Origin of the sequence: Rossellomorea arthrocnemi, from assembly GCF_904424705.1 — a bacterium.
GTDB classification, from domain to species: Bacteria; Bacillota; Bacilli; order Bacillales; family Bacillaceae_B; genus Rossellomorea; species Rossellomorea arthrocnemi.
Genome location: NZ_CAJGBF010000013.1, coordinates 19728 through 41537, shown reverse-complemented (window position 1 = coordinate 41537; position 21810 = coordinate 19728). Strand labels below are relative to the sequence as shown.

Below are 21810 nucleotides of genomic sequence, written 5' to 3'. Positions count from 1 at the left end.
GATTTCTTTTTATTTTTCACAGCAGCAAGGACAATCACATTCTTTTTTTGTCTTACATGTACATCGTTCACAAGAGCATTCTTTCGTTACCAAAAAAACACCTCCTACTATGGTATCTGCTATTATTCATCGTAACCAAAACATTGGTTTCCATACATAAACGACAGAGGTAACTCCTGATTGGTCTGTAAGGATAGAACACGTTAAGGTAGGATATACGTTCAAAGCCCATTACAAATAAGACAAAATGACATCCATTTGTTTACATTTTATAGATAATAAGGTAATATATGTCATTGAAGGAACGAATAAGTGGGGAGGAAATGTAAATGAAAAAATTAATGTTACCATTTTTCTTGCTGTCTATGAGTTTATTTATTGCTGCGTGCAGTGGCGATAAGGATAGTACAGAAAAAAAAGAGTCAGACACTGAAACAACAGAGGAAACGGCAAAATCGGACGAAATGGATATGAAAACCGCTCTATTAGACTACCAAATGGAGATCATCAACACAGTGAACGCAAACGATTCAGCTATTTACGCATTTGAAACAGCCAAGGCAAAAGAAGAAGATAAGCCAAGCGCTGAGGAGATTGCAAAGCTTAAAACGGATGCCGAAGCAGCGGCTAAAACCGTAGCAGTGGATGTTCGTGCACTTAAAGTGCCTGCTGAACTCGATTCAAAGAAAGATGAAATCCAAGGGGCATTGGATGATCTTGCAACTTCTTATGAAACAAGAGCTTCCAACCTTTCAGATGAAGTAAACGCAGAATACACAGAATCTGATAAACAATTTGCGTCATTTGAAGAAAAAATGGCTGCTGTTTACGAAGAATCAGGATTGAGTAAGCCTAGTTTTTCTGCTGATATTGTAGATTGAGGTGGAATATTGATAGCATAAAAGAAAATGAGAAATGTAAAATTTTAATAAGAAAAAATTTAGATTTTTGACTTATTCGGTAGAAACCGAGGTTTCTACCACATATCAGGAAGCTGAAAAGGATAATGCATCAAATATCGTTATAAGATTTTTCCTTTATAGGACTGCATCTGCTGTCCTATTTTTTTGCATTCATCAATGTTTACTCTACGAAACACTTTTAACCTTTTCATAATAAGATTACTGCACTAAAGAAGATTGCTATAGACCCACATGGTGGAGGGTTGCTATGATATTCAAGTACTTAAAAGTCGTGGAGGATATGATAGTGAACCAAGAAAAATATGATCAATTAAAATTGGGTGAGCGTGGTGCGATCATTAGCATCGTTGCCTATATTATTTTATCAATAATTAAATTCCTCATCGGCACATCTGCAAACTCAGAAGCATTACGCGCAGATGGATTAAACAATGCGACAGATATCGTAGCATCCGTGGCGGTACTCATTGGATTAAAATATTCGAGGAAGCCTGCAGACCAGGATCATCCATATGGCCATTGGAAAGCAGAAAGTGTAGCTTCTTTAGTGGCATCATTTATCATGATGGCCGTAGGTATCCAGGTCCTCTACAATGCCATACAGACTGTATTTGATGGGAAAACGCAGTCTCCGGATCTTCTTTCTGCATGGACCGGGATTGGCGCAGCGATGGTCATGTACCTTGTGTATAGATACAACAAAAAATTAGCCGAAAAAATAAATAGTCAATCCCTCATGGCTGCAGCTAAAGATAATCTTTCAGATACATGGGTGAGCATCGGTACTGTAATCGGAATTCTCGGGGCGCAATTCTATCTTCCCTGGTTAGATCCCCTGACAGCAGTCATTGTCGGACTCTTAATTTGTAAAACCGCATGGAACATTTTCACTGAATCCTCACATTACTTAACGGACGGATTCGATGAACAGCTTATACATTCTTACGAGAGTACTGTCCTCGATCTACCGGGGGTCAAAGGGGTTAAAGATATACGTGCAAGAAAGTATGGAAATAACACGGTCGTTGATGTCGTAATCTTAGTGAGATCAACTCTTGACATTAAACAGGCTCATGATATATCAAGTGAGGTTGAGGAAGAGTTAATGGAGAAGCATGATGTATATGATGTGCATGTTCATGTGGAACCGAATTGAAAAATTAGTGAACCGATCATAATTTAATTTAAACTCAATCACATTCAATAAGAATTTTCCTGCAATTCTTCTTAATTTGAAACCTTTCATCCCCTCAAACGTATGCAATACTAAGAAGTAATGAGCATGACAGGCTTGATGGTTATATTGTTAGTACCGATTATTTTAACTATTATCGCTCATACCCTGGCAAGCTCTACAAATAGTGACTATGGAAATGTCGATGGGGTTATGTTGGACCCTCTGATAGGGGCAGAGATCATACAAGGTGCGACAATGATTTTGCTGGAGGGGCATGAACATCAGCTTCCCTTGCTTCTTCGTAGAAAGTACGGCTACATAGGAGATGAATACCATTAAACGCTATATTATTCAAAATCGACATCAACATATACATATTACGGAATGGGGAAAGCAAGATTTGCCTGTGATTCTATGTCTTCATGGCTTGGGAAGTACAGGGCTCAGTTTTATCGAAATAGCGCATGATTTAAAGGAAGACTACAGGATTATTTCCATCGATGCTCCAGGTCATGGGAAAACTACCCCGTTTGAACGAGGTGAAGACTATGAAATGAATAAGATGGCTGATTGGTTGAATGAAGTAACGGATCTTCTTGAAATACAGTCTTTCTACTTTTTATCTCATTCCTGGGGAAGCTTTGCAGCCCTTTTTTATTCGATCAAATTTCCTGACAAGATGAAAGGTTGTATCCTAATAGATGGAGGTTACCAGGGAAAACGCCATTCAAAACAAACCATGGAGGAAGAAGTCGCTTATTATGAAAAAGACTTTGAGCAGGTATGGGAAACATGGGAAGACTTCCTCGCATTAGTTAAAAGTGAAACGTTAAACTGGACCCCATTGAAGATGGAAGCCGCCAAAGATCTTTTCCTCTATAAAGATCATCAATATTATTGGCATGCCAGAGGAGTTACAGCCGCTCACATCATTCGGGCCATGCACAAAGATGAAGCAGAGGATATCTATCACAAGATTGAGGCTCCCGTTATATTACTAAGAGCCACTTTACCGGAAAGCCTGAATGAACACCGTCATAAGACCGCTGCCATATTCAAGGAAAAGGCTAAGGCAGAAGTTATATGCATCCCCGGAACCACCCACCTTCTACATTGGGACCGCCCCGAAGTGGTAGTAAGGGAAATCAGAAAATACTGGAAATAGATAAAGGAGGTAATATCCTATGATTCTACTAAAACCTATGACAGGAGCAGAATTTAATCATTGGATACAAGAGTCCATCAAAGAATACGCAGAAGAAAAAACAAAAGCAGGTAATTTTCAACAGGAAACGTCCCTGGAACAGGCAGAACAGGAATTCAAACAATTATTGCCTGAAGGAAAGGAAACAAAAAATCATTATTTGTTCATGTTATTTCAGGAAGAGAGCCAGGAAGTAGTAGGTAACTTATGGATACATGTGAAAGAAGAAGACAAAGAAATATTTATTTATGATATAAAGATTCTGGAGAGCAAAAGAGGATCGGGATATGGGAAGGAAGCTTTGGCGTCCTTAGACTCGTTTGCAAAGGAAATGGCCATTTCAAAAATATCCCTCCATGTATTCGGTCACAACAAAATAGCTATTTCCTTATACCAAAAAACAGGCTATGAAATAACGAATGTATTAATGTCAAAGACACTTTAACTACCTGTTCAATGGGTGTCAGAGGATTATATCATTACTCGACGACATTAAAAAAAAAGAAGACTTAACGGAAAAGACTCGCAGACATGTGCGAGTCTTTTCTTTATTCTATAGAGATGTAATCTTCATCCAAGCTTTCAACACCCTGGTCAAATGTCAACTTAGTCTTGAACAGATAACGGGATCCTTCTACAAAGTATGGGAGTTTTTTTGGTATACGGTAGGTAAACGAGAGTTTGTTGCATTCTTCTGCACGGATAATATCAGATTTTAGTATAGTGGTTGAATCGATGAGATTTTCTTCCTTACCATTCTTATCGATCATAACCAAATCACATTCAACCCGCCTCAGCTTTTGTTCAATAATGCCACCTTCCAAAAAGAAGTACCCATGTAAGAGCTCTCCTTGTTTAAATGTGGTTTTAGGTAACACAAGATCAATTTTCGCAGAACCTATACCGAAGAGGGACATGTATTTCCGCAAAATCATCACACATTCTCCTTTTGGGTTGAAGTGTATTTCTTATCTATTTTTTCTTCGATCTTGTTGATTTGTCGATTGTCTTTTAATATCTCTTCCTTGTTTTGCTCGATTAATTGAGAGAGATTTGATTTTAATTTCTTCATTGTCCATTACTTCCTTTCAAAGTGAAGTGATAAAGAAAAGACCTTTACCGATATTGGTAAAGGTCTTTTCTGGACATATATAAGCCTTCACCAACAGGTAAAGGTCTCGCTAACAACATGGTTGTCAATAAAGCCGAGAGTGTACACTCTGTAATGACGACTTTATTGTTACAGCTACTCCCCTTTAGGAGAATATTAAATTATGAAATAAGCATAATCGATACGGGATTGAATGTCAATCGAGGAGATATCTGCGACTCTCCAATTCTCCAATTCTCAAAAACAACATTTGTTTACAGGCGCAATGGGAATCAGGTGAATTCATATTTTTTGCAGGAATTGGTGTGAAGAAAAGAGAATTATTTGGGAAAGGATGATACAAAAAAGGGGATGTTCAAAATGTATGAATTGAAAACAAAACAAAATGATAGCAGTGTCATTGAATTTATCGAGGGGGTTGAAAATCCCAAAAAACGGGAAGATGCTTATAAGCTGTTGGATATTTTCAGTGAAGAGACAGGCTTCAAAGCAAAGATGTGGGGGCCGAGTATTATCGGATTCGGTTCTTACCATTATAAATATAAGACCGGTCACGAGGGTGATGCACCATTAGTGGGGTTTTCACCGAGAAAAGCCAAAATAAGCTTATACTTTGCTACAGGGGACTCTGAAAGAGAGAAGCTATTAAAGTCATTCGGTAAGCATACATCAGGGAAAGCGTGTGTGTATATAAATAAAGTAGCGGACATTGATGAAACGATTTTAAAGCAATTGATCCATCAGTCAGTGACCTTTCTCCATGAAACATATCCTAACAATAAGTAAACGGATTAAAGGGAATAAGTCGCATTTCTTTGTGACTAATTCCTTATTTTTTTTTAAAAGAATCTTTATATTTGTAATTCTGTTTAATATCTTATATTATTAATCTTGAATTAAGACTATTCTGGTTCAAGATAAATGATTTCGAATTTTTTTCAAGAACTGGTTTTGTATAATTTGACATTCAGAAAGGGACGGTTCAACATGACAAAGGTTTTATTTATTACAGCACACCCGCACGATGATACTCAATCTTACAGCATGGCTGTAGGGAAAGCATTTATTGATACTTATAAAGAAGCAAACCCTTCACATGAGGTTGTAAATGTAGACTTGTATAAAGAAAACATCCCACAAATTGATGCTGACGTTTTCAGCGGCTGGGGGAAATTGCAATCCGGTAAAGGATTTGAAGAACTTTCTCAAGAAGAACAAGGTAAAGTTGGCAGACTTGGTGAACTATCAGATCAATTTGTCGAAGCTGATAAATACATCTTTGTTACACCATTCTGGAATTTTTCATTCCCTCCAGTAATGAAAGCGTATATTGACTCTGTATCTGTAGCAGGTAAAGCTTTCAAATATACAGAACAGGGACCGGTTGGTCTTCTAACTGATAAAAAGGCTCTTCACATCCAAGCACGTGGAGGAATTTATTCTGAGGGGCCGGCAGCCGCAATGGAAATGGGACACCGTTATCTTGACGTAATGATGCAATTTTACGGCGTTCCTTCATTTGAAGGTTTATTTGTTGAAGGGCATGCTGCCATGCCTGAAAAAGCAAATGAAATTAAAGCAAATGCGATTGCAAGAGCAAAGGATTTAGCACAAACATTTTAATAGTGTTGAGAGAGCCAGCAATTATGTTGGCTCTTTTTTTATCATTTCATACTTTTTTTTTAATTTCCTATTTATATGAAACTTTATCCAATTCTAATACGTAATGAGAGAAGAGAAGGAGTTGAGGAAATGAAGGATCAAGAGTTTATGGATATTGAATTAGGGGAAAATGAATCACTCGCAGCCTTACTACAAACAATCGTGACACAAAAGAGGGAAGAAATAGGAACCCATGCGGTTTATGTTCAAGAGGTCATTTCTACATACGGTAAACGCTTAACTGTTATTCTTGAAATCAGCCGCAGTCCTTATTAAATGTAATGTGGGAAACATCAATGTAATCGATGTTTCCCACATAATTATTTTAGATGATAAATCTACCGTACTGAAACTCTTTTCAGTGAAAAAGAAGACCCGGTACATTACCAGGTCATCCTCATAAATATAGAAACTTTCTTCCTTGCATTCTTTATCTTTTAATGAACATTTGGGTCCAATAATGACCGTACGATCCACCCTTCACATATCCTACCCCAATTTCTGAATAAGTCGGAGAAAGGATATTTTTTCTATGCCCTTCGCTGTTCATCCACGCCTCCACGACTTCTGCAGGCGTTCTTTGGCCGGCAGCAATGTTCTCACCAGCTGCTTGATATGAAATGCCAAAATCCTTCATCATTTGGAAAGGAGTCCCGTAAGTCGGGGAAGTGTGGCTGAAGTAATTCTTTGCTATCATGTCTTGAGACTTATAACGGGCGACTCGGGATAATTCCCAATTTTCCTTCAATGGAGGTAAACCGACTTTAGAACGTTCCATGTTTACCAGTTTTACCACTTCGTATGTATAACTTTCAGCAGTGGCATTTACTCCTGGGAGGTTCAAGCTTTGTCCAGGATAAATCATATTCGGATTACTGATTTCTGGATTTGCTGAAATCAGTTCAGATACACCAACCTGATTCTTAACAGCAATCTTCCACATTGTGTCCCCGTATGTAACTGTATAAGTACCTGCAGCAGCAACCTTGGAAGAATGTCCAAAACCAATGACAAAAGTGACAGACAACAATAAGATAGATAAAAGTTTTAAAGTTTTCATAGTTCTATTGAAATATAATTCTGTTAATTTTAAAACAGGTAGTTGTTACCACTCTTCAGCAAATCCCATAAAATCAATATCCAGTAAATATTACCAGGATAAAATACCGGTTACTTTCTAATCAGCGTAACAAAACTTCCAATTTATGGTCGTGTTTTGCTATACTTATATATAACGTTTAACATACTTGTGCCTCGGTCGTGTTAATGTTAACTATGAGGCCCACAGTAGCCGAAAACTCATTCAAAAGGAGCTGACTTGATGAATTGGTTGAATTGGAATGATCTTCTAGCACCTTCAAATCCATATGCTGCAGTGTTTTTCGGAATCATCATCACCTTGGCGGTTGCCTTCAGCATTTGGGTGGAAACCAAACAATGGCGAATCCTCTTCATTGCTGTCGTTTCGGGGGTGTTGACCACCATCATCGGAGTCGGACTCCTTACAATGGTCGGATTCTATTAGAAAGGATGATCCTACTATGAAATCCCTTTTCTTAGTAATATTTGGTGCCATTTTAGGTTGGGGAATTACGGGGTTTTTCACGAAAGGTTTTGAAACAGATTATCTTTTCATCCTGATCATTGGGATGGTGATCGGGCACTATATCGGGCGGAGGAAGGAAAAAAAAGAATGTACAGAGTCAATCTGATGGTTCCTTTTCCATCTGAATTCCTTATGAAAGAATTAATCATCAATGAAGAAAGGGGCCGGCCTTATGATAAAAACTTCAGCGATTGAAGCAGCCAAGCGATTCGTCCTGGAAAATTTCCCTACATGCCAAGCGGCACTTCTTGGAGGAAGTATTGTAAGGGGAGAGGAGACACCAACATCGGATTTAGATATCGTCGTCTTGGATGAACAACTACCCACTGAATACCGGGAATCCTTTATTGGACACGGATGGCCCATAGAAGTATTCGTTCACAATCAGGTAACCATCCGTCGCTATTTTCAATCAGACTGCAACAGAGCTCGACCATCATTACCAAAGATGGTGTCAGAAGGAATCCCCCTTGTTAACCATCCCATCCTCCCTATTCTAAAAAAAGAAGCGAATACAATTTTGAGGGACGGACCTCCTAGATGGGCAGCAGAAACCATAACCTTGAAGAGATATTTTCTCTCAGATGCCCTGGAGGATTTCATCGGCTCAACGGATAGGGGAGAAAGTATATTTATCGCAAACTCAATTGGAGAATCACTGCATGAGTTTGTGCTAAGGGTAAATGGTCGTTGGATCGGCTCTTCGAAATGGATTGTCCGTTCCTTAAAAGAGTATGATCCGCACTTTGCAGACGAATATATAGATGCTTTCGAACAGTTTTATCGGAGTGATGATAAAAAACCTGTGGTGAAGCTGGTTGATTCAGTACTTCAAGCACATGGGGGCAGGTTGTTTGAAGGATTTTCAATTGGCAAGAGTTAAGGTTAAATTCATTACAGATTCAATTAAAAAACCCTTCTGAAATGGAAGGGTTTCTTGTATTATACTGAAATCTGAAACTCATCATGATCGACGCTGTTTACACCATCGTCAAAGACAAGTCGTGTGACGAACTTATAAGAGACTGTCTCGCTGCTAGGTGGGAATGCATCAGAAAGTCTGCAAGAAAAGTGAATGGTGCGTTGTTCATTTGCTTTCATCGTTGATGAGCTCAGTATGGTATTTTGATGAAGAATATATGAGCGATCAGTGATTTCATCGTACTGCAAAAGGTCAGTCTCAATTCTCTTTAATTTCTGCTCAACCCGTCCGCCGGTGAGTTCATATTCACCCTTGATAACATCTCCTGGACGAAACTCCTTCTTATTTAATACCAGATCAATTTTTGTAGTGCCAATACCGAACCTGCACATGAATTTACTAAACATAACAGACATTCAACCTCTCATTCATCTAGTTACCAATTCTACGCATTAAGGAGAGCTTTGGTTTCATTTTTCACACCTTTTCTACGACTATATTCTAAAAGAAAGATGCCTCCTTTGTCTATATCCCTTCTTCGACAATTTTTGCAATCCTTATGACATGTTCTCCATTCTGATAAATGCCCCCTAGAATCAACATCTATTGTAGTAAATTATATGGAATTTGTTCCAGATAGAGGTAGAAATATAGTCGAAATTTCTATAAAATAAGACTAGAGCATTATCATATTTTGGTAAAATACGAGTTTAAAAGGGGTTATTTAAATTGAAGGAAAAGAAGAAAAAGAAAAAAACCCATGTCCCATTGAGAATGAACCTACTGTTTATATCGGTCTTTTTTCTATTTTCACTTCTGATTCTTCGTCTTGGGATTGTGCAAATCGTGCAGGGAAACCATTATGAAGCAGAAGTCGCCAGAACAGAAAATGTGAAATCCCATAATGGTACACCTCCAAGAGGGAAAATTTATGACCGTTATCGAAATGTCATTGTAGACAACGTTCCATTGAATGCCATTACGTATACGAGAACGCAAACGACAAAGCCTAAAGATATGCTAAAGGTTGCAGAGAAATTAGCTGAACTAATTGAAATGGATACAGGTAAAATTACAGATCGCGATAAGCAGGACTTTTGGCTTCTCACAAATCCTGATAAAGCGGAAAAACTGGTTTCCAAAGAAGAAATCAAGAAGCTGGAAGATGATGAAGACCTGGCAGAGGATGACAGGAACAAAAAGATTTATGAAATGCAGCTCGAGAGGATCACAAAAAAAGATATCGAATCATTTTCTAAACAGGAAAAGGAAGTCCTGGCAATTTTCCGTGAATTCAATACGGGATATGCCCTTAGTCCGCAAATTATCAAAAATAAAGATGTCTCCATGGAAGAGATGGCCAGAGTGAGTGAACGTTTATCGGAAATGCCCGGTGTAAATGTTACCACGGACTGGGAAAGAAAATATGTGAATAACAGTACACTTCGAACGATTCTGGGAAGGGTATCCACTTCCCAGCAAGGACTTCCGAGCGAACTCGTTAACGAATATAAAGCTCAGGGATATGCCTTGAATGATCGAGTTGGAACAAGTTATTTCGAGTCAGAGTACGAAAACGTCCTTAAAGGTCAAAAAGAAGAAATCGAATACACAACAAAAAACGGGAGCGTACTGGATACTCAGCTTGTTAGCGAAGGGCATAGCGGTAAAGACGTCGTATTGACCATCGACCTGCAGCTGCAAAAAGAAATTGAGAAAATCGTTGAAGAAGAGCTTAGTAAACAAGCGTCAAAATATTGGCAGTCCCCATTCCTGGACCGTGCATTCGTCGTCATGATGGATCCCCACACAGGTGAAATCCTTTCTATGGTTGGAAAGAAATACGGCAAGGATGCGGACGGAAAGACTGAATTACAAGATTATGCCTTAGGTACGTATACTTCTGAATATGGAGTAGGATCTGCTGTTAAGGGTGCTACCGTGTTGACGGGGTATATGACAGGGGCATTGAATGTCGGGGACGTTCTGTATGATGAAGCGATCGAGATAAAGGGAACACCCACTAAAAGATCGTGGTTTAACCTTTCCAGAGGCCCGATATATTTAAGTGATATTGATGCATTAGAAATTTCATCCAACGCATATATGTTTAAAACAGCGATAAAAATAGCTGGTGGTGTATACAGGAAGGGCGAACCCATTGATATGGACCCTAAAGCGTTTGACACCATGCGAAATTACTATAGTCAGTTTGGTCTTGGAGTAAAGACTGGCATTGATCTGCCAGGCGAGGTAGAAGGATTAAAAGGAAAAGAAAGAGAACCAGGTAAGTTAATGGATTTTGCCATTGGTCAATACGATTTATATACACCGATGCAGCTTGTACAATATGCTTCTACGATCGCCAACGGAGGTTTCAGGATGGAGCCACATTTAATGAAGCAAATTAGAGAACCAAGTCAGGAAAGAGATAAGGTTGGTCCTTTGATTTACGAAAACGAATCTAAAGTCCTGAACCGAATTGATGCAACTGAAAGGCAAATACTACAGGTTCAAAGAGGATTTTATAAAGTGGCCCATGGAAGCCAAGGTACCGCCAATAACTTTAAAGATGCACCTTATGATGCAGCAGCTAAATCAGGCACTGCCGAGGCATTCTATTATAGTCCAGAAGAAAAGAAACAATATGACACTTATAACACCACTTTAATAGGCTATGCACCATATGACAATCCAGAAATAGCGTTTTCAGTCGTATTACCCTATTCGCACCAAGACAAAGATCCATACGTTAACAAAACCATCGCCAAAAGAGCTATGGATAAATACTTCGAACTAAAAAAGCAATACGAAAAAGAAGGATACTTTAACTCATCAACTGAAGAGAAAGTACGAAATGCTGATCAGCTCGAAGAAACAGAAGAACAGGAAACATCAGAAGAATAAACGAAACGAGCTTACTTTCCCAAGGAGCTGCGTTTTTTGATCGAGGGACGGACCTCTGAATTGAAATAATTGGGGATCACAACTTGCAAAAGTGGTCGAAGTGAAGGTTTCCGATGAGCACTCGATCATGGTTAATTTTTCAATATTTGAAACTTTTCCCTGTTTTTATCCGTATATATAGAAAGGAATCCTTTAAAGACAGGAGTGAAGTCTATGCTATGGTGGATTATCGGTATTGCCGTTGTATTCGGTGTAGTAAGTGGTCTTCTCAGACGAAAATTCTCTCAAAATACATTCGAAGCAGGAACTAACAACGAAAACCAACTGCAGGAAGAAGAACGTGTGAAAGCAAGCAGTTGGTTTTCTGGGGGACAATGATATGGAAATGTCAGGATAATATTCCTGGCATTTTTTTGTCCTGCATTCCCCAAAGATAATCTGAAAAGGTCATCTAAAAAATCCATGATTCTGTTTTTTTATGGTAAAATAAGTTAAAAAAGTTTGTGTCATACTCGATTTTTTCAGGGGGAAGTCTTTAATTGGAGACAAAATGAATAAGGGGGAGACCGTCATAAAATCTGAACAGGATATATTGGATTTAGTGAAAAATGATTCATGGATGATGAGTATCCTTGAAACAGCCCAAAGCCTTCATCTGCCTGACTGGTGGATATGTGCAGGGTTTGTTAGGACGAAAGTGTGGGATACACTGCATGGGTATTCCAAGAAAACGACCTTGCCGGATATTGATCTTGTGTATTTTGATGCTACAAATTCAGCGGAACATTTCGAAAAAGTCTTGGAATCCAAATTGAAAGAGGAAGCTCCAGGAGAACCGTGGTCGGTGAAAAACCAGGCAAGGATGCATATTAAAAATGGAGAAGAACCCTATAGTTCAACGATTCATGCTGTATCACGTTTCCCTGAAACAGCAACTTCCATTGCATTGACGCTTAACGAGAATAATGACCTGATTCTAGCAGCCCCATGGGGAATACAGGACTTACTTTCCTTACGAATAAAGCCCACTCCACCTTTTACAGAAAAAGAGGCACTCTCTTCCATTTATGAAAAAAGGGGGTTGGATAAGGAATGGAGTAAGAAGTGGCCTAAAGTGAAAGTTTATGGTACCCAAGGTGATATCCTGGCAGATAAAGCAAGACTCAATTTACTACCTTGAAAGGAGATGTTATGAAAAAGCTCATTTCTTACGAATTACTATTCATTTTCTTTTTTGTTATCTTCACTCTAATCATTGGACTAACCTTCGGAGTAATGTTCATTGCTTGTATAGTGCAAACTGTCATACTGATCTTCCTCTTCCATATCGCTTATAAGAATACAGGTAAGACCCGTTTTAAGGCGATAAGTAGAATCATTGGCGGGATGTTTCTACTATTTATAATATCCTTTGGAATCATCGAATGCGTGCTCATAAAAACCGCCATCCAATCACATCATATTAAGAATGGAGCCCCCGATGCCGTCATCATTCTCGGGGCAGGGTTAAATGGGCGTGATCTTTCTAACACCTTAAGGGAGAGATTGGAAAAGGGAAGCAAGTTGCTTACAGTCAATGAAAACGTCCCTGTTGTCGTCTCTGGAGGACAAGGACCAGGAGAGGCTATTCCCGAAGCAGAAGCAATGGGAGCATATCTAAAAGCGCAGGGCATTCAAGAGGATCGAATTCTATATGATAAAACGTCAACAACTACATATGAAAACCTCCTGAATTCTAGAGCCATTCTAAAAAAGGAAGGATTACATAAAAAGAACGTATTCATCGTGACAAGTGATTACCATATCTACCGTGCCAAAAAGATCGGGGAAGAACTAGAGTTGAACTGTTTCGGGCTGGGAAGTGAATCCCCGCTATACATAACTGCGAACTATATGATCAGGGAATACTTCGCTGTCGTGAACATGATGCTCAAATGAGTGCTCAATTGAGGGACGGACCTCATTACAGCATCAATGTAAGGGGAGAATCCCTTGATATAAAACATTTCCCATCTTGTAACTGAGCATTTTTGGAGGTCCGTCCCTTAATGGAAAGGGGAAAGTTATGTCTATTAGATATTGGTCACAAATAGGGGTTGGGTTGGTTGTCCTGGGTTTTGCTTCTTTGGTTTCTTTGTATGAAGGGAGTGCTTTGATGGACAATCATTGGGAGTGGAGGTATTCTGCTCCATTTAGTGAATTGATTTACGGAAGAGTTGCCGGTCCCAATGATATTATAGCCCTTGATTTCTTTGTGTATGCTGGCAAATATTTGCCACTATTCCCTGGGATGATGGTGATTAGCGCCAATTATCTCTTCGTTCTGATCGGATCTCGAGTATTTAAACAAACCGGTTACCGGATTTCCTTAATACTCTCCAGTGTGATCCACCTTGCGTTAAGTTTCATCATCTCTTCCTCACCTACGGAAGGTGGGAATATTTTATTTTGGCTCTTTCTAGCGATTGGATTATTAAAGATAATAGGAGCAATTTCTCTTCATCTATTACCTTTTATGCGGATAAAAGGCCATTTGAACCAGCAGTAATAGGGGCAGGGACGGACCTCTGTTTAGCATCATCTTTCAGAGAGAATCCCTTTATATTGAACATCTTCATTATGAAAAAGAGTGAAAATTTGAGGTCCGTCCCTAAACCATAACGTTTAACTGTACGGTTTCATCAAAATGCAGTATACTACTCTAGAGGTGATAACTTGGGAAGTTGTATCGAATAGGCGAGCTATCGAAGCTAAGTGAAGTGTCCAAACGGACCATTGATTATTACACGAAGATGGGTATATTAAAGTGCGACCGGTCCCGCAATAATTACCGGTATTATCATGAAGAGACATTAGGCGACTTGAAACTGATTGAACAGTGTCAGCAGATGAATATGTCACTGCAGGAAATCAAAGATCGAATGATTCTATTGAAATCCAAGCAGGTGGATCAATCGATCCTAGAAAAGCAAGTGAATCATATCCGAAACGAGATGAAACATTTGCATAATGAATTGCATGAAGTTTTGCAGGCAATGGATACATTAGGGGATGAGGACCGCAAACGCATGTTGAAACAAGTGTCGCCACAAGCATTGGCGTTATTTCAAACATTAATGGTTTTTTCTGGTTAATCCAGCATAATAGATAAACAACTACAGGAGAGTGACTTTTTTTTGGACGATATACCACTGAATTCATTAGTATTATTAGGAGCATTAATTCTTTTATCTGCTTTTTTCTCATCGGCAGAAACGGCTTACTCCAGCGTCAACAAGATCAGACTTAAGAATTTCGTAAGTGAAGGAAGACGAGGAAGCATTAAAGCACATTATATCGCTGAAAACTTTGATAAAGCACTGTCTACGATATTAGTCGGGAACAATATCGTGAACATCGCCGCAGCCAGTATTTCAGCTAAGCTTGCGACTGATATTTTCGGAGGGAATACAGGACTTGTCATCAGTACGTTTGTGATGACCTTGTTAATACTGATTTTCGGGGAGATCCTGCCTAAATCACTGGCAAAAGAAAATGCTGAAACCTATTCCCTGACTATATCCGGCGTATTGTTTTTCTTGATTAAGGTCCTTACACCGATCAACTTCTTTTTTATCAAACTAAAAGAGTTGGTATCGAAGTTCTTCTCAAAAAATCATGAGATGCCGTCTGTCACAGAAGAAGAGTTAAAAGTGATGCTTGATATTAGTGAAGAAGAAGGAGTCATCGATAAAGAGGAGCGAGAGTTGATTCACCGCTCCATGGACTTTGATGAGATCCTTGCTACCGAGGTCCTGACACCCCGGATCGATGTCAAGGCTGTTGAGGTAAATCAACCGATTGAAGAAATCAAAGAAATGTTCTTTGAAGAACGTTTTTCGCGAATTCCAGTTTATGAAGACCATATCGATAATATTATTGGAATCCTTTCTGAAAAAGAGTTCTTCACTCACTTGATCAAGTTTGGTGAAGTGAATATTCGTGAACTGATTCGTGAACCGATGTTCATATTTGAATCTGCCAAAATCTCCTCCCTTCTTACCAAGCTACAGAAAAACAATGTGCACATGGCCATTGTAGTGGATGAGTTCGGCGGCACCACAGGGATCATTACCCTCGAAGACATCCTTGAAGAAATTGTTGGGGAAATATGGGATGAGCAGGACGAGAAAACGCATTCCGTTAGAAAAATCAGCGAAAAAGAATATCGATTCGATTCACAATATCAGTTAGATGAGTTTACAGAACTACTTGATGTAACCGAGCCCGAAAGTTCCTACCATACGATTGGGGGATGGGTGGTTGAAAGCTTCGAAGATCTCCCCTCAGAAGGTGACAGCTTCGATTATGAAAACTTAAAGGTGAGCGTTGAAGAAGTGGATAACCGTCGGGTACGGACCATTAAAGTTGAAATTTTAGAAGACAAAATGGGAGATATGGTTCCATAAGTATGAAATAACAGGCTTTTCATTGCCTGTTATTTTTTTGGCTTATCATGAAAGAAGGAGGCTGTTGCACCTATGCACGAATCAGAAACACGGGAAGGTCTTTTACATGAACTTGAAGTCGTAAATAATTGGGCAGAGGATCAAAAGGGGTTATGGTTTTGGGAGAAGCTAGGCCGAATTCCATTTATGATCCTCGACCGGATCACTCCTCAAATGGTCCATAACAAGATTGGACAAGCACTGGATGAAATCGGCAGCTACATACAAAAGGGTGGAAGTTACCTTACAAGTGAGAAAGAAGTTGTAAAGCGATTCACTAAGAAAACAGACACTACTCATATAACTGTAACCGATATCTCCGAACAGCCCCTCAAGGTTATGGATGAAGTGAGCGAGGGGATTGTGGGTATGAGAAAGAAGGTTGCGATGACCCAGGGTGCGACTACCGGAATCGGTGGCTTTCTCACTTTAAGTATTGATATACCCTTTATTCTCGGCATCTCATTAAAGACTCTTCAGGAGATTGCAATTAGTTACGGGTACGACCCGAATGATCAGCGAGAGCGAATTTTCATAATAAAGTGCCTACAATTCGTTTCTTCAGATATTGTCGGAAAGCAGGCAATCCTCAAGGAACTTTCGGACTTTAATAAAAAGGATACGGAGAAGAGAGAGCAAACCCTTTCCCAGCTGCAGGGGTGGAGGGAAGTGATGATCAGTTTCCGTGACAACTTCGGTTGGAAAAAGCTCTTTCAAATGATTCCCATAGCCGGCATCCTGTTCGGATCATTTATCAACAAATCCATGATCAATGACATAGGAGAAACCGGTCGTATGCTCTACCGCAAAAGAAGAATTCTCGAGAAACTGGAAGAGGGACGGACCTTGAATTAACATTCCTTATATATGAGTAATGATTTCTCCAAAATGATAATGAAAAAGGGACCTCCTAATAGGAAGTCCCTTTTTCATTATTCTTCTTCACTCTTATCTTTATTAAACCAAAGTGGTTCATCATTATCCACTTCGCCATTATAGTTAATAAGCAGTTCTTCCCCGGCTTGAATGTCTTTATAGGCAAAAAAGTCGAATGTATGGTTTTCAAAATTTATTTCGTAAACCGTGTTGGGTGTATATGAATGGTTGAACAACATTCCATATCCTAAAAGAAGGGCTGTGTGGTTAATACCGTATTCAAATACATAATCCGCCAGGAATGTTTTTTCAATATGCTCATGTTCCTCATTGGGATAAGGGATGACTGGTGCTTCATGGACCAGCTCTCCTTTGGCTATATCTCTTTTAGCAAACACTCCACGATTAAGGTCACCGTCGCTAAGAGATGATAGTTTCACTTCGATCATTATGCCACCTGCTTTCTGAATCCTTGACTAAGTAAGTTTGACACGAATGGGGTAGAAAAGCAAACACTAAATCAATCTACCGGCTATTAAAGGAGGGCATTCTGTTAGAACAGATTACCGAAAAAATCTTGAATGCTACGTGCACTTCGTACCAGCCAGCTTGCTTTTTTTACAGATTCAGCTGCATAAACATTCAATTTATAAGAGGAGGAGTCCTTGTCGAAGATATAATCTTTATCTTCTTGTGTATCGATGACCAATTCCCCGATTTTATCCCCTTTTTTAATCGGAGCCTGAAGGGATCCATCCTCATTGACTTTCTTCTTATCTAAACTCAGCTTGGTTTTCACTTTGTTTTCTTCCTGTTTCGTTAAGCGGATAGAGAGAGGTTTGTCGATTTTTATGGCGACTTCCTGCTCTTTGCCATTTGGAACTGTTATCGTATGCTTCTTTTTCTCTTCGATGCTATCCAAGCTATAAGATACAGTCTTATATTCATTGAACCCAAAGTCGAGAAGTTCTCTCGTTTGAATAAATCGTTCTGCACTGCTCGGTTGTCCGTACTCATCCTTTGCGTCTAAAATAACTGATATATAGCGTACTCCGTTTCTTTTTGCCGTCCCTGTAAAAGTGGAGCCGGCGAATGGCGTCGTACCGGTCTTCAGACCGTCTGCTCCCTTGTAATGATAGGTCTTTCCCTTTAAGAGACCATTTGTATTCTTCATGACCAATTCTTCACTGGTTCCTGGTCTGAATACTTTAGTAGAGAGGCTGGATGTTTTTAGAACTTCCGGGAAATCATGAATGAGATAATACGCCAAGGTCGCCATATCTTCAGCTGAAACCATATTCTCATCATTCACATCGGTTCCTTTTGGAAACAATCCCAGCATATCGTAGTTACTGAGGCCGGAGGAATTGACAAATTGAGAATTCTCAAAGCCAAGTTCCTTTGCCTTGGCATTCATCCTTTTTACAAATTCACCTTCAGACCCGGCGACTACTTCTGAAAGAGCAATGGCTGCACCATTGCCGGACTTAATGACCATGGCATCATACAATTCTCTTACTGTATACTCTTCACCTGCTCTCAGCGGAACATTACTTAACCCGGGAGCATTAGCTAATTGAAAAACCTTATCACTAACTTTATACGTTTGATCCCATTTGATTTTACCATCTTCAATTGCTTCCAACACAAGGTATTCCGTCATCATTTTAGTCATACTTGCAATACCGAGTGGTTCGTCTTCATGTTTACTATAAACGATCTTTCCTGTTCCTGCTTCTACTAAAATCGCAGCATCTGCATTGATTTCTAATGTTGACTTACCATACGCCGTCTGCTGAAAAGGCATCATGGCTATAAATGAAATCATCAAAACCGTGAGGCTTTGTTTCACCATCTTCTTTTTCAAAATAGTACCTCCAAAAAAACCAATTTACGCAACCAAATCATTCTACCATACAAACCTAACAAACACCCAAAATCCCGTGAACCTTTTCAAATCGTTCAAATTATTGTAAATAATTGTCGTATACCTGAGAGGGACGGACCTTCATTTATCAATCTGGGTTTACCATAATTACACGGATTGAGGTCCGTCCCTCCGGGGAGTCCTCTGGGGAAATAATTCTTGTTGGAACTCTACCATTCTGGTAAAATTATGTAAACTGTTGGGAGGGAATGAGGTTGATCACATATCCACTGCTTGAGAAGGGAAATATCATTGGGGTAACTGCGCCTTCTTCAGGTGTGCCTCAAGAAATGCACCATTTACTTAAGGAAGCCATCGTGAAAATGGAAAAGAAAGAATACTCTGTGGAGTGCGGCAAGACCGTTTGGACGCAGCAGAAAGCTAAGTCCTCAGTTGCATGGGAGAGAGCAGCTGAGTTGAACGGGATGCTTCAGGACGAGAAGATCTCCCTCATCATGCCACCCTGGGGAGGACAACTGCTTGTGGAAATCCTTGATTTAATCGATTTTCAACAAATCAAATCCAAGTGGATACTCGGGTATTCCGATATTAGTGTTCTCTTACTGGCAGTAACCTTAAAGACTGGAATGGCCACTGCCCATGGTACAAATCTCATTGATATAAGAGGAGAATTCTCCGACGCCACTACGGAAAAATGGGAATCCGTACTTTCGACGAAAGAAGGTTTATCCGTAACCCAATATTCATCTCCACGCTATCAGAAACAATGGAATCATCATCAACCCTCCCCGTGTGTATTTCATTTAACAGAGCACACTTATTGGAAGACAGTCGGAGATCACCATGTTCGACTTAAAGGCAGGATGCTTGGAGGATGCATCGATGTGATCAGGCACCTCATTGGTACCCCATACGGAGATGTAGCTGCTTTCAGGCAGGACCACCTGATGGATGAACCAATCATTTGGTATTTTGAAAACTGTGAAATGACTACTACTGATTTGCGACGAACACTGGTGCAAATGAAATTCGCCGGCTGGTTCGAGCAATGTGCCGGAATTCTTTTTGGAAGAAGTGCTGCCAATAGCCCAGTGGGGGACTATTCAGTAGAAGACCTTTATCAGGAACTGGAAGAAGAGTTAAGAATCCCTATTGTCTATGACATCGACTGTGGTCATCAACCACCACAGATCACTTTCATCAATGGTGCATATGGAGAAGTAGACGTACAGGATGGAAAAGGGTCGGTCACTCAAACTTTCCGCTAATCTCATCCCATCAAGGAGACAGATGCGTACGAGGAGCAGATACTCACTTTAATCAGGATGCGCTAATGGTTCATATCAAACAGAGTGCCCATACGCTTCAGTATGAGAAAGCAGATATCTTTACAGAAGTGGTGATGAATTGCCTGAAGGTCATCCATTTTTCTGAAAAAATGATAAGGAGGAAACGTATGTTTACATATACATTAAGTGATCAATTGGAATTAAGATTACTCGATATACAGGATGCAGAAAGGATATTCGAACTGACAGATGGATCCCGTTCCTATTTACGGGAGTGGCTCCCTTGGGTGGATTATTCTAAAACACTGGAGGATTCGAAGGAGTTCATTAAGGGGACCCGCTTAGGGTATGCCAACAATAAGAGTTTGACAGCTGGTATCGTTTATCAAAATGAAATCGTAGGTGTAGCAGGATTCAATGAACTGGATTGGTCAAATAAAGTGGCATACATCGGCTATTGGCTGGGTGAAGGTTATCAAGGCAAGGGAATCATGACGACCGTTGCAAAGGGTTTGACGACTTATGCCTTCGACTATTATAAAATGAATAAAGTCGAAATTACCGCTGCTGAATTCAACCATCGCAGCCGCGCCATTCCCAAGAAACTTGGATTTGTGGAAGAAGGGAAGCTGAGACAAAAAGAATGGATTTATGATCACTTTGTGGATCATATTGTGTACGGAATACTTGCGGACGAGTGGGAGAAGGCGTGAAGCAAAAAGTCGACTATGCGACAGAGAAATTGATTTCCTGGGTGGAAGACATTAAAGATAAAAATGGAAGCTCTGTTGCAGCGCTTTATATCCTTAAAGATGATCAAGTAGTGGCAGAGCATTACAGCGGTCGCCACTCCCACGAGAAAGGTGCACGGGAAGTCCGGTGCGATTCACAGTTCAATGTGGCTTCTGCCCGGAAAAGCTATTTGGGACTCTCCGTTGCCTTTGCATTACATGATAAATACATTGAGAGTCTTGACGATCCCATTTCAATTTATATGCCTGAGCTGGAAACAGAGTTGGTAAAGGACGTTACCATTCGACACCTTGTAACCCATTCCCACGGACTGGATATAGATGAAAAGGGTCATTGGTTTCGTGAATTCCGGGCAGGTACTGATTGGGCTTATCGTAACATCGGAGTGGAGATCATGACCGAATTGGTTCATCGACTGTACGGAAAAGGGTTTCCACAGCTTTTAGAAGAACGGGTATTTTCACGTATCGGTTTAAAAGATACGGGCTGGAAGACAGAACCGGATGAAAGCCTTGTGAATATTATTGGAGAAGTAACCGAACTGCCTCTTTCCGGACTGGGGACAACCAATGACGGCAAAGAAAAAAATCTTTTCGTTACGGCTCGTGAATTTGCACTGTGGGGACAACTGCACCTGAATATGGGCAAGATGAATGGAGAACAGGTGGTTCCATCTGAGGTGATCGAAATATCCACCTCTATTCAAAATGAGGCATACTCAGATTCGACCCTTCCAGATAACGGCCTATTCTGGTATGTACAAGGGCTGCCAAAGTTAAAAAGTGAAATCGGAGAACGCGTTCTCCATGGGTCTTATCAGATTCTGGGTGTTACAGGTCCTACTCTTCTTGTAATTCCAGCCTTAAACGTTGTGGTGGCAAAGATGTATAATAAGCGCTATAACTATGGAGGGAAGGACTATCTCCATTATTTAAGAGAATTCAGTAATAAAGTTTCGGATCTATTTAATAGCAGACTAAAGACATGACAAAAGGCTAAAAACGC

The 21810-nt window shown here is 39.9% G+C and carries 28 protein-coding genes; 22 read left to right on the top strand and 6 right to left on the bottom strand.

The window, feature by feature from the left end; genetic code table 11:
• The first annotated feature begins 329 nt into the window (after positions 1–329).
• From BAA9072_RS16505 to BAA9072_RS16485, 5 genes are all read left to right on the top strand, one after another.
• Positions 330–881 (top strand): hypothetical protein, encoded by a 552-nt coding sequence (locus tag BAA9072_RS16505; protein WP_201715784.1) that lies wholly within the window; start codon positions 330–332, stop codon positions 879–881.
• Positions 882–1209: 328 nt separating this feature from the next.
• Positions 1210–2079 (top strand): cation diffusion facilitator family transporter, encoded by an 870-nt coding sequence (locus BAA9072_RS16500; protein ID WP_330999304.1) that lies wholly within the window; start codon positions 1210–1212, stop codon positions 2077–2079.
• A gap of 126 nt (positions 2080–2205) precedes the next feature.
• Positions 2206–2439, top strand: coding sequence for a hypothetical protein (locus BAA9072_RS16495; protein ID WP_201715783.1), 234 nt, complete (start codon positions 2206–2208; stop codon positions 2437–2439).
• Complete coding sequence (locus tag BAA9072_RS16490; protein WP_201715852.1) at positions 2435–3265, top strand: alpha/beta fold hydrolase; 831 nt, start codon at positions 2435–2437, stop codon at positions 3263–3265. Before BAA9072_RS16495 ends, BAA9072_RS16490 begins: the two co-directional genes overlap by 5 nt.
• Positions 3266–3284: 19 nt before the next feature.
• Complete coding sequence (locus BAA9072_RS16485; protein ID WP_230980907.1) at positions 3285–3749, top strand: GNAT family N-acetyltransferase; 465 nt, start codon at positions 3285–3287, stop codon at positions 3747–3749.
• Between the two features lie 103 nt (positions 3750–3852).
• On the opposite strand, the gene BAA9072_RS16480 is transcribed toward BAA9072_RS16485, so the two are convergent.
• Positions 3853–4239, bottom strand: coding sequence for a sporulation protein (locus tag BAA9072_RS16480; protein ID WP_201715782.1), 387 nt, complete (start codon positions 4237–4239; stop codon positions 3853–3855).
• Positions 4239–4376 (bottom strand): FbpB family small basic protein, encoded by a 138-nt coding sequence (locus BAA9072_RS16475; protein ID WP_201715781.1) that lies wholly within the window; start codon positions 4374–4376, stop codon positions 4239–4241. The genes BAA9072_RS16480 and BAA9072_RS16475 overlap by 1 nt, the downstream gene beginning before the upstream one ends.
• 399 nt (positions 4377–4775) lie before the next feature.
• Between BAA9072_RS16475 and BAA9072_RS16470 the strand changes: the two genes are divergently transcribed.
• The 3 genes from BAA9072_RS16470 to BAA9072_RS16460 all read left to right on the top strand — a co-directional run bounded on the left by BAA9072_RS16470 (position 4776) and on the right by BAA9072_RS16460 (position 6353).
• Positions 4776–5201 carry a DUF1801 domain-containing protein gene (locus tag BAA9072_RS16470; protein ID WP_201715780.1) on the top strand — a complete coding sequence of 142 codons (426 nt, stop codon included), beginning with the start codon at positions 4776–4778 and terminating at the stop codon, positions 5199–5201.
• A 201-nt stretch (positions 5202–5402) separates the two neighbouring features.
• Positions 5403–6038: an FMN-dependent NADH-azoreductase gene (locus BAA9072_RS16465; RefSeq protein ID WP_201715779.1), complete on the top strand. Its 636-nt coding sequence runs from the start codon at positions 5403–5405 to the stop codon at positions 6036–6038.
• A gap of 129 nt (positions 6039–6167) precedes the next feature.
• The gene (locus BAA9072_RS16460) at positions 6168–6353 is read left to right on the top strand and encodes a hypothetical protein (protein ID WP_230980906.1); all 186 of its coding nucleotides are present in this window, start codon (positions 6168–6170) and stop codon (positions 6351–6353) included.
• A 154-nt stretch (positions 6354–6507) separates the two neighbouring features.
• On the opposite strand, the gene safA is transcribed toward BAA9072_RS16460, so the two are convergent.
• The gene (gene safA, locus BAA9072_RS16455) at positions 6508–7137 is read right to left on the bottom strand and encodes a SafA/ExsA family spore coat assembly protein (RefSeq protein ID WP_201715777.1); all 630 of its coding nucleotides are present in this window, start codon (positions 7135–7137) and stop codon (positions 6508–6510) included.
• A gap of 261 nt (positions 7138–7398) precedes the next feature.
• Between safA and BAA9072_RS16450 the strand changes: the two genes are divergently transcribed.
• The 3 genes from BAA9072_RS16450 to BAA9072_RS16440 all read left to right on the top strand — a co-directional run bounded on the left by BAA9072_RS16450 (position 7399) and on the right by BAA9072_RS16440 (position 8566).
• Positions 7399–7602: a hypothetical protein gene (locus tag BAA9072_RS16450; RefSeq protein WP_201715776.1), complete on the top strand. Its 204-nt coding sequence runs from the start codon at positions 7399–7401 to the stop codon at positions 7600–7602.
• 16 nt (positions 7603–7618) lie between these two features.
• Positions 7619–7789, top strand: a complete 171-nt coding sequence (locus BAA9072_RS16445) for a tRNA U-34 5-methylaminomethyl-2-thiouridine biosynthesis protein (RefSeq protein WP_201715775.1) — start codon at positions 7619–7621, stop codon at positions 7787–7789.
• Positions 7790–7855: 66 nt separating this feature from the next.
• Positions 7856–8566 carry a nucleotidyltransferase domain-containing protein gene (locus BAA9072_RS16440; protein WP_201715774.1) on the top strand — a complete coding sequence of 237 codons (711 nt, stop codon included), beginning with the start codon at positions 7856–7858 and terminating at the stop codon, positions 8564–8566.
• A 59-nt stretch (positions 8567–8625) separates the two neighbouring features.
• Here BAA9072_RS16440 and BAA9072_RS16435 read toward each other — a convergent pair whose 3' ends face one another.
• Complete coding sequence (locus BAA9072_RS16435; protein WP_201715773.1) at positions 8626–9021, bottom strand: sporulation protein; 396 nt, start codon at positions 9019–9021, stop codon at positions 8626–8628.
• Between the two features lie 358 nt (positions 9022–9379).
• On the opposite strand from BAA9072_RS16435, the gene BAA9072_RS16430 reads away from it, so the two are divergent.
• The 8 genes from BAA9072_RS16430 to BAA9072_RS16395 all read left to right on the top strand — a co-directional run bounded on the left by BAA9072_RS16430 (position 9380) and on the right by BAA9072_RS16395 (position 16854).
• On the top strand, positions 9380–11512 hold the full coding sequence (locus tag BAA9072_RS16430) for a peptidoglycan D,D-transpeptidase FtsI family protein (protein ID WP_201715850.1): 2133 nt from the start codon (positions 9380–9382) through the stop codon (positions 11510–11512).
• 213 nt (positions 11513–11725) lie between these two features.
• Entirely contained in the window at positions 11726–11890 is a 165-nt protein-coding gene (locus BAA9072_RS16425) for a hypothetical protein (protein WP_201715772.1), read from the top strand.
• Positions 11891–12062: 172 nt separating this feature from the next.
• Positions 12063–12692: a nucleotidyltransferase family protein gene (locus tag BAA9072_RS16420; protein WP_201715771.1), complete on the top strand. Its 630-nt coding sequence runs from the start codon at positions 12063–12065 to the stop codon at positions 12690–12692.
• Between the two features lie 11 nt (positions 12693–12703).
• Positions 12704–13450 (top strand): YdcF family protein, encoded by a 747-nt coding sequence (locus tag BAA9072_RS16415; RefSeq protein ID WP_201715770.1) that lies wholly within the window; start codon positions 12704–12706, stop codon positions 13448–13450.
• 127 nt (positions 13451–13577) lie between these two features.
• A complete protein-coding gene (locus BAA9072_RS16410) occupies positions 13578–14060 on the top strand; it encodes a DUF4306 domain-containing protein (RefSeq protein ID WP_201715769.1) in 483 nt (160 codons plus the stop codon).
• Between the two features lie 175 nt (positions 14061–14235).
• A complete protein-coding gene (locus BAA9072_RS16405; protein WP_201715768.1) occupies positions 14236–14646 on the top strand; it encodes a MerR family transcriptional regulator in 411 nt (136 codons plus the stop codon).
• A 42-nt stretch (positions 14647–14688) separates the two neighbouring features.
• Positions 14689–15960 carry a hemolysin family protein gene (locus BAA9072_RS16400; protein ID WP_201715767.1) on the top strand — a complete coding sequence of 424 codons (1272 nt, stop codon included), beginning with the start codon at positions 14689–14691 and terminating at the stop codon, positions 15958–15960.
• Positions 15961–16032: 72 nt separating this feature from the next.
• On the top strand, positions 16033–16854 hold the full coding sequence (locus tag BAA9072_RS16395; protein WP_201715766.1) for an EcsC family protein: 822 nt from the start codon (positions 16033–16035) through the stop codon (positions 16852–16854).
• 77 nt (positions 16855–16931) lie between these two features.
• Here the strand turns inward: BAA9072_RS16395 and BAA9072_RS16390 are convergent, their stop codons facing one another.
• Together BAA9072_RS16390 and BAA9072_RS16385 are read right to left on the bottom strand one after the other, a co-directional pair.
• Entirely contained in the window at positions 16932–17324 is a 393-nt protein-coding gene (locus tag BAA9072_RS16390) for an SET domain-containing protein (RefSeq protein WP_201715765.1), read from the bottom strand.
• Between the two features lie 104 nt (positions 17325–17428).
• Complete coding sequence (locus BAA9072_RS16385; RefSeq protein ID WP_201715764.1) at positions 17429–18742, bottom strand: D-alanyl-D-alanine carboxypeptidase family protein; 1314 nt, start codon at positions 18740–18742, stop codon at positions 17429–17431.
• Between the two features lie 275 nt (positions 18743–19017).
• Between BAA9072_RS16385 and BAA9072_RS16380 the strand changes: the two genes are divergently transcribed.
• From BAA9072_RS16380 to BAA9072_RS16370, 3 genes are all read left to right on the top strand, one after another.
• A complete protein-coding gene (locus tag BAA9072_RS16380; protein ID WP_201715763.1) occupies positions 19018–20031 on the top strand; it encodes a S66 family peptidase in 1014 nt (337 codons plus the stop codon).
• Between the two features lie 188 nt (positions 20032–20219).
• Positions 20220–20765, top strand: coding sequence for a GNAT family N-acetyltransferase (locus tag BAA9072_RS16375; protein ID WP_201715849.1), 546 nt, complete (start codon positions 20220–20222; stop codon positions 20763–20765).
• Complete coding sequence (locus BAA9072_RS16370; RefSeq protein ID WP_230980905.1) at positions 20762–21793, top strand: serine hydrolase domain-containing protein; 1032 nt, start codon at positions 20762–20764, stop codon at positions 21791–21793. Before BAA9072_RS16375 ends, BAA9072_RS16370 begins: the two co-directional genes overlap by 4 nt.
• The last annotated feature ends 17 nt before the right edge of the window (positions 21794–21810 follow it).

What these genes read in the sequence shown, in the direction of transcription:
- BAA9072_RS16410 (WP_201715769.1), top strand. Translation starts at nt 13,578, where the DNA reads ATGTCTATTAGATATTGGTCACAAATAGGGGTTGGGTTGGTTGTCCTG.
- BAA9072_RS16440 (WP_201715774.1), top strand. Translation starts at nt 7,856, where the DNA reads ATGATAAAAACTTCAGCGATTGAAGCAGCCAAGCGATTCGTCCTGGAA.
- BAA9072_RS16465 (WP_201715779.1), top strand. Translation starts at nt 5,403, where the DNA reads ATGACAAAGGTTTTATTTATTACAGCACACCCGCACGATGATACTCAA.
- BAA9072_RS16415 (WP_201715770.1), top strand. Translation starts at nt 12,704, where the DNA reads ATGAAAAAGCTCATTTCTTACGAATTACTATTCATTTTCTTTTTTGTT.
- BAA9072_RS16395 (WP_201715766.1), top strand. Translation starts at nt 16,033, where the DNA reads ATGCACGAATCAGAAACACGGGAAGGTCTTTTACATGAACTTGAAGTC.
- BAA9072_RS16460 (WP_230980906.1), top strand. Translation starts at nt 6,168, where the DNA reads ATGAAGGATCAAGAGTTTATGGATATTGAATTAGGGGAAAATGAATCA.
- BAA9072_RS16445 (WP_201715775.1), top strand. Translation starts at nt 7,619, where the DNA reads ATGAAATCCCTTTTCTTAGTAATATTTGGTGCCATTTTAGGTTGGGGA.
- BAA9072_RS16375 (WP_201715849.1), top strand. Translation starts at nt 20,220, where the DNA reads ATGTTTACATATACATTAAGTGATCAATTGGAATTAAGATTACTCGAT.
- BAA9072_RS16420 (WP_201715771.1), top strand. Translation starts at nt 12,063, where the DNA reads ATGAATAAGGGGGAGACCGTCATAAAATCTGAACAGGATATATTGGAT.
- BAA9072_RS16475 (WP_201715781.1), bottom strand. Translation starts at nt 4,376, where the DNA reads ATGAAGAAATTAAAATCAAATCTCTCTCAATTAATCGAGCAAAACAAG.
- BAA9072_RS16390 (WP_201715765.1), bottom strand. Translation starts at nt 17,324, where the DNA reads ATGATCGAAGTGAAACTATCATCTCTTAGCGACGGTGACCTTAATCGT.
- BAA9072_RS16450 (WP_201715776.1), top strand. Translation starts at nt 7,399, where the DNA reads ATGAATTGGTTGAATTGGAATGATCTTCTAGCACCTTCAAATCCATAT.
- BAA9072_RS16470 (WP_201715780.1), top strand. Translation starts at nt 4,776, where the DNA reads ATGTATGAATTGAAAACAAAACAAAATGATAGCAGTGTCATTGAATTT.
- BAA9072_RS16430 (WP_201715850.1), top strand. Translation starts at nt 9,380, where the DNA reads ATGAACCTACTGTTTATATCGGTCTTTTTTCTATTTTCACTTCTGATT.
- BAA9072_RS16495 (WP_201715783.1), top strand. Translation starts at nt 2,206, where the DNA reads ATGACAGGCTTGATGGTTATATTGTTAGTACCGATTATTTTAACTATT.
- BAA9072_RS16480 (WP_201715782.1), bottom strand. Translation starts at nt 4,239, where the DNA reads ATGATTTTGCGGAAATACATGTCCCTCTTCGGTATAGGTTCTGCGAAA.
- safA (WP_201715777.1), bottom strand. Translation starts at nt 7,137, where the DNA reads ATGAAAACTTTAAAACTTTTATCTATCTTATTGTTGTCTGTCACTTTT.
- BAA9072_RS16505 (WP_201715784.1), top strand. Translation starts at nt 330, where the DNA reads ATGAAAAAATTAATGTTACCATTTTTCTTGCTGTCTATGAGTTTATTT.
- BAA9072_RS16485 (WP_230980907.1), top strand. Translation starts at nt 3,285, where the DNA reads ATGATTCTACTAAAACCTATGACAGGAGCAGAATTTAATCATTGGATA.
- BAA9072_RS16425 (WP_201715772.1), top strand. Translation starts at nt 11,726, where the DNA reads ATGCTATGGTGGATTATCGGTATTGCCGTTGTATTCGGTGTAGTAAGT.
- BAA9072_RS16435 (WP_201715773.1), bottom strand. Translation starts at nt 9,021, where the DNA reads ATGTCTGTTATGTTTAGTAAATTCATGTGCAGGTTCGGTATTGGCACT.